Annotated in this window: 13 protein-coding genes and 1 pseudogene; 8 read left to right on the top strand and 6 right to left on the bottom strand. The window is 60.2% G+C overall.

Annotation, left to right across the window (positions count from 1 at the left end; translation table 11 throughout):
- The 8 genes and pseudogenes from Q9R34_RS21440 to Q9R34_RS21405 all read left to right on the top strand — a co-directional run.
- Nucleotides 1–404: pseudogene (locus Q9R34_RS21440) on the top strand (glutathione-dependent formaldehyde dehydrogenase); the annotation flags it as partial.
- A gap of 76 nt (nucleotides 405–480) precedes the next feature.
- On the top strand, nucleotides 481–756 hold the full coding sequence (locus Q9R34_RS21435) for a putative quinol monooxygenase (RefSeq protein WP_033755756.1): 276 nt from the start codon (nucleotides 481–483) through the stop codon (nucleotides 754–756).
- A 233-nt stretch (nucleotides 757–989) separates the two neighbouring features.
- Complete coding sequence (locus tag Q9R34_RS21430; RefSeq protein ID WP_033755697.1) at nucleotides 990–1,478, top strand: (2Fe-2S)-binding protein; 489 nt, start codon at nucleotides 990–992, stop codon at nucleotides 1,476–1,478.
- A complete protein-coding gene (locus tag Q9R34_RS21425; protein ID WP_033755699.1) occupies nucleotides 1,475–2,467 on the top strand; it encodes an FAD binding domain-containing protein in 993 nt (330 codons plus the stop codon). Before Q9R34_RS21430 ends, Q9R34_RS21425 begins: the two co-directional genes overlap by 4 nt.
- A gap of 24 nt (nucleotides 2,468–2,491) precedes the next feature.
- Nucleotides 2,492–4,759, top strand: a complete 2,268-nt coding sequence (locus Q9R34_RS21420) for a xanthine dehydrogenase family protein molybdopterin-binding subunit (RefSeq protein ID WP_103797677.1) — start codon at nucleotides 2,492–2,494, stop codon at nucleotides 4,757–4,759.
- Nucleotides 4,760–4,960: 201 nt separating this feature from the next.
- A complete protein-coding gene (locus Q9R34_RS21415; protein ID WP_127908358.1) occupies nucleotides 4,961–5,281 on the top strand; it encodes a fimbrial protein in 321 nt (106 codons plus the stop codon).
- Nucleotides 5,282–5,472: 191 nt separating this feature from the next.
- Nucleotides 5,473–5,955, top strand: a complete 483-nt coding sequence (locus Q9R34_RS21410; protein ID WP_485896390.1) for a MarR family winged helix-turn-helix transcriptional regulator — start codon at nucleotides 5,473–5,475, stop codon at nucleotides 5,953–5,955.
- 52 nt (nucleotides 5,956–6,007) lie between these two features.
- Nucleotides 6,008–6,238, top strand: a complete 231-nt coding sequence (locus tag Q9R34_RS21405) for a hypothetical protein (protein ID WP_485896388.1) — start codon at nucleotides 6,008–6,010, stop codon at nucleotides 6,236–6,238.
- 9 nt (nucleotides 6,239–6,247) lie between these two features.
- Here Q9R34_RS21405 and Q9R34_RS21400 read toward each other — a convergent pair whose 3' ends face one another.
- The 6 genes from Q9R34_RS21400 to Q9R34_RS21375 all read right to left on the bottom strand — a co-directional run.
- A complete protein-coding gene (locus Q9R34_RS21400) occupies nucleotides 6,248–6,511 on the bottom strand; it encodes a hypothetical protein (protein ID WP_051905664.1) in 264 nt (87 codons plus the stop codon).
- Between the two features lie 299 nt (nucleotides 6,512–6,810).
- Entirely contained in the window at nucleotides 6,811–7,284 is a 474-nt protein-coding gene (locus Q9R34_RS21395) for a GlcG/HbpS family heme-binding protein (protein WP_033755705.1), read from the bottom strand.
- Entirely contained in the window at nucleotides 7,265–8,644 is a 1,380-nt protein-coding gene (locus Q9R34_RS21390) for a cytochrome c (protein WP_033755706.1), read from the bottom strand. The genes Q9R34_RS21395 and Q9R34_RS21390 overlap by 20 nt, the downstream gene beginning before the upstream one ends.
- A gap of 2 nt (nucleotides 8,645–8,646) precedes the next feature.
- A complete protein-coding gene (locus Q9R34_RS21385; RefSeq protein WP_485896385.1) occupies nucleotides 8,647–10,239 on the bottom strand; it encodes a GMC family oxidoreductase in 1,593 nt (530 codons plus the stop codon).
- Nucleotides 10,236–10,892 (bottom strand): sugar dehydrogenase complex small subunit, encoded by a 657-nt coding sequence (locus tag Q9R34_RS21380; RefSeq protein WP_239315625.1) that lies wholly within the window; start codon nucleotides 10,890–10,892, stop codon nucleotides 10,236–10,238. Before Q9R34_RS21380 ends, Q9R34_RS21385 begins: the two co-directional genes overlap by 4 nt.
- Nucleotides 10,893–10,935: 43 nt before the next feature.
- Nucleotides 10,936–11,337 (bottom strand): DoxX family protein (locus Q9R34_RS21375; RefSeq protein ID WP_485896382.1); only part of this gene is annotated, 402 nt, incomplete at its 5' end.

Genomic DNA, 11,337 nt, shown 5'->3' with positions numbered 1-11,337 from the left:
CGGACAGCTGTATCGACGCTGTCGGCATGGAGGCGCGCGGCGAAGGGCTCAGCCAGGTTTATGATAAAACCAAACAGCTGCTGCATCTGGAAACCGACGTCGGCGCCGCGCTGCGTCAGGCGCTTTACGCTTGCCGCAAAGGCGGCAATATCGCGATTCTGGGGGTATACGGCGTGATGGACAAATTCCCGCTGGGGCTGATGATCAACAAAAGCCTGACGATCCGCACCGCGCAGCAGCACGGCCAGCGCTATATGCATCGGCTGCTGGATCACGTGGCGAAGAACGAGCTTAATCCCGCCTTTATGGCGACGCATCGCTTCTCGCTGGAAGAGGCGCCGCGCGGCTATGAGATGTTCAAGCATAAAGAAGATGGCTGCGTGCGCGCGGTATTCGCCCCCTGAACAGAGCGCCGGGATGGCGCAGCGTCACGTTTTCGTAGTAAAAAAGTCGCAACGTGACGCAACTGAAGGGAACACGATGATTAAGCTTACCGGCCGATTGATTTGTAAAAACACGGAAGAGACGGCGCTGGTGCGCCGTTATCTTCCCGAGCACATCCGGCTGACAAAAGAAGAATCAGGATGCCTTAGCTTCGAAGTGAAGGAGACAGCGGATCCGCTTATCTGGTCGGTAGAAGAGCGGTTCACCAGCCAGCAAACCTTCGATATGCATCAGGCCAGAACCCAAGCCTCGGCGTGGGGGCGGGAAACTGTGGCGATTGCCCGTGAGTACGCCATCGTGGAGATCGCCTGACGTCTCGGAACGTACCGCCAGCAGGGAACCCGCCGCCGCGGCCGGTTCCTTTTTTATGACCAGCCTTAATCCCCTTGAATCGCTATCTGGACAATCAGGCAACAGATTTCCAGAAACAGGCAACCCCGCTTTCGCTTAGCCGTCTAGACTTAACGGATTGCACACCACAATAGACTTCCTCATAACGTGCATAACACGCCATTTTAAACCCCGTTAAATACTGGAAACGAGCTATGTCTGAAAATCTACAACTGCAGCTGGCGATCAACGGGCAACCGCATACGATGCGGGTGGATCCCCGCGTCACCCTGCTTGACGCGCTGCGCGAGCACCTGACGCTTACCGGTACCAAAAAAGGATGCGATCAGGGACAGTGCGGCGCTTGTACGGTGCTCATCAATGGAAAACGCGTGCTGAGCTGCCTGACGCTGGCGGCCCAGGCTAACGGCCAGTCGGTCACCACCATCGAAGGCCTGGCGCAGGCCGACGGCACCCTGCATCCGGTGCAGGCGCGCTTTCTGGAACACGACGCCTTTCAGTGCGGCTACTGCACCCCAGGGCAGATTATGTCGGCCGTGGCCTGTATCGACGAGGGGCATGCCGGCTCGGCGGACGAAATCCGTGAATATATGAGCGGCAATCTTTGCCGCTGCGGCGCCTATCCCAATATCGTCGAGGCGATCCAGCAGGCGGCCGCCGACCTTAGCAAGGAGGCGACATGAACCCATTCGACTACGTCGGCGTCAGCGATGCCGATGACGCGCTGCGGCAGAAGCAGCGCGCGGACAGCCGCTTTCTGGCAGGCGGCACCACCCAGATCGATCTGATGAAATGCGACGTCGAACAGCCCGCCGCGCTCATTGACATCAACCAGCTTGCGGAGATGCGCGAAATTGCCTTTACGGCGGATACGCTGCGCATCGGCGCGCTGGCGCGTATGAGCGAGGTTGAGAATCATCCTGAATGCCAGCAGAACGCGCCCGCGATTTATGACAGCCTGTGGCAGGCGGCGTCGCCGCAGCTGCGCAACATGGCGTCGATAGGCGGCAATCTGCTGCAGCGCACCCGCTGCGTCTATTTCCGCGATCCCCATACCTTTTCAGCCTGCAATAAACGCCAGCCGGGATCCGGCTGCGCCGCGCGCGGCGGCGTCAACGGCAACCACGCCATTCTGGGCACCAGCGAAAGCTGCATCGCGGTTTATCCCGGCGACCTGGCGGTGGCGCTGACCGCCTTCGAGGCGGTCGTCATCGTACGCAACGCCGCCCAGCGCGAACGCCGCATTCCCATCGATGAATTCTACCTGCTGCCGGGCGATACGCCGCATCTGGAGCACGATCTGGGGCCGGACGAGATGATCGTAGCGGTGGAACTGCCGTTAACGCCGGCGCTGCGCCAGTCCCACTATCTGAAAGTGCGCGATCGCAGCTCCTATGAGTTCGCCGCCGCCAGCGCGGCGGTCGGCATCGAGCTTGATGGCGACCGCATCCGCGATCTGCGCATTGCCGTCGGCGGCGTGGCGACGAAACCCTGGCGCGCGCGGCACGTCGAAGGGGCGCTGCGCGGTCAGCCGTTCAACGAGCAAACCCTGCGCCGCGCCGCCGAGCTGGTCGTGCAGGACGCCGAGCTGCTGCCGCAAAACCAGCACAAGAAACTGCTGGCGCCGCGCGCCATCGCACGCGCGTTGATGAAAGCGGGCGGCATGGCTTAACAGGCCGAACAGAGAGGATTAACAATGGATACGGCAGAAAAGAGTTATCAGGCGCTGGGTGAAAAGCGCGAGCGCGGCGACGGCGTCGTTAAGGTGACTGGCGAAGCGCGCTATGCGGTTGAGCATCAGCCGGAAAACGCGGCGTACGGCGTGGTGATCCAGTCCACCGTTGCCAGCGGACGCATTACCCGCATGGATACCGAAAAGGCGCGTCAGGCGCCGGGCGTGCTGGCGGTTTACACCCACCTCAACAGCCTGAAAATCAATAAGCCGACCGCCATCGCCGACGGCGGCGCGGCGCAGTCCACCTATACGCCGATTCAGAACAATAAGATTATCCATAACGGCCAGAATATCGGCCTGGTGGTGGCGGAGACCTTCGAGCAGGCCACCTGGGCAGCCACTCTGGTGGAAGTGGAGTATGAGACGGAGCCGGCGCTGGTTTACCCGGACGATCCGCGCGCCGCGCGTAAAGAGAGCAGCGGCACCAACATCGATCTCGGCGATGCCCATCAGGCGATGGCGCAGGCGGAAGTAAAAATCAAAGGGCGTTACGCGACGCCGCGCGAATACAACATGCCGATGGAGCCGCACGCCTGCGTCGCCTCCTGGCAGAATGAGCGTATGACGGTCTGGGAACCGAGTCAGTGGGTGATGGGCGCGCAGACCGAAATCGCCGAATGGCTGGGCCTTGAGGTTGACCAGGTGCGCATCATCTCCCCCTACGTAGGCGGCGGTTTCGGCTCTAAGCCGGTGCCCTATACTCATGTGGCGCTTGCCTGCGTCGCTTCGCGCGCGCTGGGACGGCCGGTTAAAGTCTCTTTAACCCGGCCGCAAACCTTTACCGGGCTCGGCGGTCGTCCGGCGACGATCCAGAACCTTGAGATGGGCGCCTCGCGCGACGGCAAAATTCTGGCGATTATCCATGACGGCCTGAGCGACACCTCGCTGATCGACACCTTCGCCGAGGGCACCAATAAAGTGACAGGCCGTCTCTACGCCGTGCCGAACGTCTATTCGCGTCACTACGTGGCGGCGATCAACACCGTCACGCCAGGCTGGATGCGCGCGCCGGGCGAGAACCCGAGCGCCTTCGGACTGGAAGTGGCGATGGACGAGATGGCCTATGCGCTGGGAATCGATCCGCTGGAATTTCGCCTGCGCAACTGGGCCGATCATGACTATCAGCTGAATGCGCCCTGGAGCACGCGCCGGTTGAAAGAGGCCTACGCCGCCGCCGCTGAAGCCTTTGGCTGGGACCAGCGCAGCATGGCGCCGCGCTCGATGCGCGAAGGGCGCGAGCTGATTGGCTGGGGCATGGCGACCGCCACCTATCCGGTCAGCCGCTCGCCCGCCGAAGCGAAGCTGATTTTCCACAGCGACGGCAGCCTGGTGGTGCAGAGCGCCGGGGCGGATATCGGCACCGGCACCTATACCATTCTGGCGCAGACCGCCGCCGAGGTGCTGCACATTCCTTCGCGTCAGATTCGCGTCGAGCTGGGCGATACTGATTTGCCGCGCGCCGGCGTAGCAGGCGGCTCGCAGCTGGCGGGCAATCTTACCGCGGCGGTGCACAAGACGGCGGAAGCGATGCGCGAGAAACTCTTTACCCTGGCGACCGAATCGCCTGGCTCGCCGCTGTTTCAGGCGGATCGCGAGCAGCTGGTGCTGCGTGACGGCGCAGTATGCGTGAAAAACCAGCCCGATCGCGCCATTCGCTACGACAAACTGGTAGAGCTGAACGACTCGCTGACGCTTTCCGTGGTCTCCGGCACTTTCTCTGAAGAGGAGAGCGAAGAGGATCGCGATCGGGCGGTGCACTCGATGTCGAAGATGACGCGTCCTGAAGCCTTTTCGGCGCACAGCTGGGGCGCGCAGTTCGTTGAGGTGCGCGTCGACGAGGATTTCGGCACCGTGCGGGTTAAACGGCTGGTTTCCGCTTTCGACAGCGGACGGCTTTATAACCCTCAGCTGGCGCGCAGCCAGTGGATTGGCGGCATGGTGATGGGGCTGGGCCAGGCGCTGCTGGAAGGCGGCGTTATCGATCCGCGCAACGCCCGCGTCATCAATAACAACCTGGCGGACTACCTGATCGCCGTGAATGCTGACGTGCCGGAGATCGTCACCATCGACGTCGGCGAGCCGGATCATCACGCCACCCTGATGGGCGGCAAAGCGGTCGGCGAGTTAGGCATTGTGGGCATGGCGGCGGCCATCAGCAACGCCGTCTATCACGCGACCGGCAAGCGCATTCGCGATCTGCCGCTCTCTCTGGATAAACTGATCGACTAAAGCGCGGCGGCGATGCCGGACAGGCATCGCCGTCTCTTTTACGACAGATCCCTTCATTCTTAAATCACCGGCAGTTTTTCATCTTCGTGAATATACTGTTACTCACAGTGCCAGTGATAACAAGAGTCACTCTCTGCCACTCAATGCCATAACGGATCGCATGATCTCTTTCACGGACGAACTTTTCTGAGGAGCCTGTTGATGACATCGTCCGCTGCAAAAGTCAGTGCTGGTCTTGGTCTGGCGTTTCTTATGCTGTTTAATTCCGCTTTCGCCGCGCCCCTGACGTCAGGCGGTTCTCTGACGTTTAGCGGCGCGATCGCCCAGGATCCCTGCCAGTTAACCCCAGGCGCCAGCCGCATCACCTTCGCCTGCCAGGACAACAACGGCGTTCATACGCAGCAAATCGGCCTTCAGCAGGTGGCGCAGGGCGATGTGGTTTTGCCTGGCGTGGACCATGTCAGCCTGACTTACCTTGACCCGCAAAAGTCGAAGGCGGTGGTTCGGGTCGACTATAACTAATTCGCTTTGTTGCAGGACCTGCGAGGCTCTGCAACAGCTCACGCTGGCCGCGTAAAAAGGGAATTTCGATTAATCAGAGATTTCTCTCCGGCCAGTAGGTTGACATCAATTTAATTTGATTCAATATTATCACGACCTCACAGGATGACGCTGTGCCGCTCTCTTTCGATCAGATAATAAGCAGCAACACCATGAATGTAGAATTACCAAAAACCTGCGGCGGCGCTTCGCAAGGCAGCGCGCCTGTTACCGTCGATCAGTTTCTCTGCTTTGCGCTCTACTCCGCGTCGCTGGCGATGACCAAGCTCTATCAGTCGCGTCTGAAGCCGCTAGGGCTGACCTATCCGCAATATCTGGTTCTGCTGGCGCTGTGGGAAACCGACAATGTCACCGTCTCTGAGCTGGGGACGCGCGTCCATCTTGATTCGGGCACGCTGAGCCAGCTGCTCAAAAGGCTGGAGCAGGCGGGCCTGATCAGTAGACGGCGCGACGTAGGACATGACGAGCGTCGCGTGCTGATTACGCTGACGCCAGCGGGAACCGCGCTGAAATCTGAGGCCGCTGGCGTGCCGGCGGATATGATCTCAGTTATGGATACGCCGCTTGAGGAGCTATCCGATCTGACCAGCCGGGTCGCCGCTCTGCGGCAGAAACTGATAAAGGCGATTCCCTGATCGTCCGGATGTAGACATTTCCCAGGCGCAGCTGTCAGGGATTAAAACGATAATGACCAGCATGGACAAAGGCCTTGTGAGCACTGAAAAAGCAGAAGATCCAGACGAAATTCATGCGGCGATCGGAGAGATAGCGTCGCTGCTGTTGAAAGCGGGAAAGCCGCTTGAGCTGGCGGGGCTGAGCACGATGCTCACACAACAAGCTGAACAGACGGCGGATGCGTCGCTGCAAAAAAATTATCGTGATGCGGCAGGCTTTGTCGCTGAAAAAATCGGGTCATAACGGCAGCTGTCAGTGAAGAGTGGGCTCGCTCTCCGGCCAGTCGTCGTTGCCAAAGAAGGCGCTGTTCTGGTCCGACTGGCCTGCTGCGCTGATCAACTCGGCAATCGCGCGCTGAAAGGCTCGCTGCCGGATGGGATTGCGCTCAGACGCTGCCATCGTCTGAAGTTGCGCCACGACGTGCTCGGCAAAAACGGGCGAATCCTGCGCCAGTAGCGCCATCACGGCTTCGCCTGTCAAAATATCTACCAGCTTTTCATCGTCATTTTTGCTCATATTGCCATCATATTATTTAGTTTGATCTGGACGCAGGCGAAAACGCTACCCTGAACGGTTGCGTCTCGGGCAGACGTTGCGCCCTGCGCAACGCCACGGTTGCAGAGAAAATTGCTTTGCGCCTGATTAGCTTATCAAGTTTATAACATTTTGCCTTTTGATTTTCATGCAGCAAAATAAATATCTGTTTTAAAAGATTAATTTCTCGAAGTGGATTCTCATTCTTATTCTGACGCAAGGCGAGCAGATTCGCAGCCTCGCGTCATTTCTGTTGCCTCAAGCGCCTGACGCGCGTGTTATTAAGGCTGATGAAGGGTTTTGCTGCCCGCGTCGGCAATGGCGATTTCTGCCGGATTTGCCGTTCCGCTCACGCCAATCGCGCCCGTCACCTCGTCGTTAACTGTCACTGTCGCGCCGCCGCCAAGCGGCACCATATTGGGCAGCGTGGCTATCGCTGGCTCTGTGCCATTGGCTCGCGCCATATATTTGTCGGTCGAGGTGCGATACAGCGCCGCCGCGCGTCCTTTTTGCATCGAAGAGTCAATACAGCCCGGCGGCGCGTTATCCATGCGTTTGAAGGCCAGCAGCTGTCCGGCTCGATCGAGCACGGCAATGCAAACCTGCGCTTTCAGCGACTGCGCCTGCGTCTCCGCACGCGCAATAATGCGCTGTGCATCATCGGCGCTCAAGATAGTTTGGGTCTGCGTGGCGCTGACTGTGGCGGTCCACAACGCGGCAAGGGCGCAGAGTGCGCTACAGAGAGGTGCTTTCATGGAGTCTCCTTTTATGAGATCGATATCGCCATACTCCCAGACAGATCAGCAGTGCCAGCAGGCCTGCTCCTGCCCACGGCGCGCGCTGCAACCAGAGCGAATGCCTGGGATGGCGCAGGGTGTGATTAACCTGCTCTTCGGTAATGTGCTGTCCGGCCGCGCCGAACTGTGTTGAGACATAGTCCAGCAGACGCGCCAGCTCGGCGCTGCTCATCTGGCTGGAGAATGCCGGCATAAAGGCGTGGCCTGACGCGGTGGTGCGGTCTACCCCCTCTGCGACGGTCATAATCAGATTGGCGGGATTAGCGTTGAGCACCGCCGAGGTGCCGGTTAGCCGGGGAAAGGTTTGCGGCGCGTCACGGCTGCCTTCGCCCTGCGCGCCGTGGCAGCTTGCGCAGGCGGCGTTATAAAGCTGCGCGCCGCTCATCTGCTCGCCGCCGATGGCGCCGCGCAGCGTCGCGGACGGTCCGGTCTCGAACGCTGCAATAGCGCGCGGAGGTGGCGTCGGCGCAGCATGCGTACTGGCCGGCGCGTGACCCAGCGTCAACAGATAGCGGGCGACAGAGCGTCGATCGCTGTCGGTCAGGCGGGAAAAAGAGTTTTCCACTACGGTCGCCATTTCGCCCGCCGCGATGGCTTTGCCCGGCAGCGAGCCGGTTTTAAGGTAGGTCGCCAGTTCCGTTTCGGACCAGGCGTAAAGGCGCGCCTGAGTCAGATCGGGTGCCTGCCAGCTGCCGACGGCTCCGCCGCGCAGGAAGCTCGCGCTTTTCTCCGCCATCAGCACGTTGCGCGGCGTGTGACAGCTGCCGCAATGTCCCAGCGTTTTCACCAGATACTCGCCGCGCGCGTCGCCGATCGCTTCAGCGCTGCCGCTGGCGAGTGGCTGGGGTGACAGGAACAGGCCGTTCCAGAGCGCCATCATCGCGCGCCAGGAGAAAGGGAAAGGGAGCTGCGTCGCGGGCACCTGATGATCTTCGGCGGGCACGCCCGTCATAAACCAGGCGTACAGCGCCGCGATATCCTCATCGGTCAGCGAGGCAAACGCGGTATAGGGCATCGCGGGATAGAGATAGCTACCATCCCGCCGCCGGCCCTCGCGCATGACGCGGCGAAAATCCGCCAGAGAGTAGTTTCCGATGCCGTTAACGCGCGATGGTGTGATATTGGTGGCGATAATGTCTCCCAGCGGCGAGGAGATGCGATAGCCGCCGGAAAAGGGATGACCGTTATCCGGGTTGCGATGGCAGGCGGAACAGTCGCCTGCGATAGCCAGATATTCGCCGCGCTTCAGAGTGGCGCTATCGGGCTGCGCTAGCGCCAGCGCGGGTAAAAACAGCAGGAGAAAGGTTGCCGTTCGCATGTTCACAGCTCCCGAATCAGCGTATCGGCCAGACGGAGCGCCAGCGCGATGCCCGTCAGGGTGGGATTTACGGTGGCGGAGGTGGGCATCACGCCGGTAGAGGCGATAAACAGGTTGGCGTGATCCCAGCTGCGGCAGTGCGCATCGACCACCGAGTCGCGCGAATCGTCGCCCATTATCGTGGTGCCCATGATGTGATACTGATTGCGCCAGCCGGTGGGCGCCTCCACCATCTCGCCATTAAACGCCATCAGGAAATTAGCGAAGTCGCGGTAGGCCTGCGGTCGCATGCCGCGGACATAGCTGTCCAGCTGATAGTTAACCTGCAGGGTCGGCAGGCCAGCCCCGTCGCGCCGCGTTGGGTGAGGAGTGACCCGGTTCGTGGGGCTGGGCAGGGTTTCGCTCATGGTGCTGATATTCATAATGCGCGAGGCGCGGTCGCGTATCGCCGCGTCCAGCTCGCGTCCCACCAGCCCCTGCCTGAGCAGCGCGGGTGTCACATCGCTATTCGGCACCAGATTGCGCAGCGCGTAGCGGATAGCGGAGTGTTGCGCGCGGGTGGGTTCATCACGTCGGGTGGCGATGCTGCCGTGCTGCACCGAGCCGCGTCCAGTCCAGAGCGGTTCGTCGGCAAGAAAAGTCATGCTCAGTCCGGTGTGATCCATCAGGTTGCGTCCGACCTGATCGGAACTGTTTGCCACATCAGACATCAGCAGCAGCTTCGGAGATTCCAGCCCATGCGCCGCCACCACGAACGCCTTTGCGCTCAGGCGCACGTCGCGGCCGTCAGGTTTGCGATAGTGCACCGCGACGATGTGGTTTTTCGGCCCCTTCTCCAGCTTCCAGGCGACCGACTCGGTGCGCAGATCGACCCCCAGCGCCACCGCTTTATCAACGTGCATATCCCCTGAGTACATCGGCCCGATAGGGCAAACAGGTTCACAGTTATTGTTGCCGGCGCAGGCGGGACGGCCGTCATAAGGGCGAGAAACGCGCGCGTGCGGCTCATGGATCACCTGGTAGCCTAACGGTCCGAGCTTCGCCTGCATGCGCTGCACCATGTAGGGCTTCGCCTCCGGCGGCAAGGGATAGGGCGCGGAGCACGGCGGCCAGGCGTCGCGTCCCTGACCGCTCTGATCTTCCTCTGCGGTGCCGACCACGCCCACCTCGCGCTCCGCGCGCAGATACCAGGGTTCCAGATCGTCATAGGCAATCGGCCAGTCACGCCCGACGCCGTAAACGCTTTTCAGTTTGAAGTCGTTGGGCAGCAGCCGCCAGCAGGCGGACGCCCAGTGACGCGTGCTGCCGCCAGCCACCTTGAGAAAGCTGGTGACATAGTGGAAATCGTCATCGCCCTGCGTCTCAATATAGCCGTCGCTGTAGCTGTTCGGCGCCCAGGGCAAATTAGGATAGGGTGCGCACCAGTTGCGTTTACTGGGACTGTTGCGATAGTTGTCGACCACTTTCCAGCGCGGAATATAGGGTCCGGCCTCCAGCATGATGACCGACTTGCCCTCTTTCGCCAGCTGATATGCCGCATTTGCTCCCAGGGCGCCCGATCCGATAATCACTACGTCGGCGTCATAGTGCGTCATGAGCCATCTCCAGTGCCGTCGGTGAGGCGCAAGGCCTCCGCATAGGTTCTGGCGCGTCCTTCCACCATTGCCAGCCAGGCCGGTTGCGGCTGCGCGATGCCAGATGCCGCGCGCGGCGACGCCTTTCCCCAGGCGTGAATCGTTGCCGGCATCTGTGGCGCGCTGACGCCATCCGGTACCGCCTGCCAGTAGTCGCTGCCGCGCTGCGAGTAGGAGGGGCGCGGCGTAAGGTCGGCGGTGGGCTCGTACATCAGGGCGGAGAGAAAACTGACAAAGGGCGCGTCGTCAGTAGCGCGCGTGGTGGCGGGATTGCCGGTATAGCCAAGGTACCAGGGGGTAATGATGGCCAGCGCGGTGTTGACCTCCTCTTCGGACAGCGACGCCAGCAGCGCCTCAGGTGCGCGAGCCTCGCTGCGGCTAAGGTGTTCGGCCAGCTGCGCCAGACGCTGGGGAAACAGCGGGTTCTGGCGCGTTAACAGCGCGTACAAACGCTGACTGATGGTCGGATCCAGCTGCTGGCGTCCGGTTAGCGCCTGGCTGACACGGTGAAAGCGGTTCTCTGGTTCGGCGGCGGTGGCCAGCGAGCCAGTAATGGGCACGCTAATGATGATGCCTGATGCGAGCATCAGACGCAGAAAGTGACGCCTGTTCATTTTTACTCCGGGTACGGGTAAGGAAAAGGAAATAACATTTTTTTTAAATTGAGATGCGCTTATTATTTTTGAAATATATTTTTAGCCAGTTATCCAGACTCCATTTTCCTGCGCCATGAATAAATAAAAGTAAAAATCCCGCACAGTAGGAGATGTTTTTCAACCAGACCATAAGATGCACATGCGAATAGCCGGGATAAAACAGAAAGCCTGACGACAGCGAAAGTGCCACCATGAAAACACAGGTAAAACGCGTCAGAAATCCAAATGTTATCGCCGTGCTTCCCGCCACCTCCAGTAAAATAACCCAGGGGGGAAAATAGCCGGATACGTGATGTTCACGTATAAGAATTATATTCTCATCATAATGAATTATTTTATCCAGGCCGGAAATAAAAAAGAGTCCGACCGCAAACAGGCGCGACAGCGCCCATATGCCGTTTTT

This window comes from Enterobacter sp. BRE11 (assembly GCF_031844285.1).
Taxonomy (GTDB): domain Bacteria; phylum Pseudomonadota; class Gammaproteobacteria; order Enterobacterales; family Enterobacteriaceae; genus Pantoea.
This window is presented reverse-complemented; position numbering and strand designations above follow the sequence as displayed.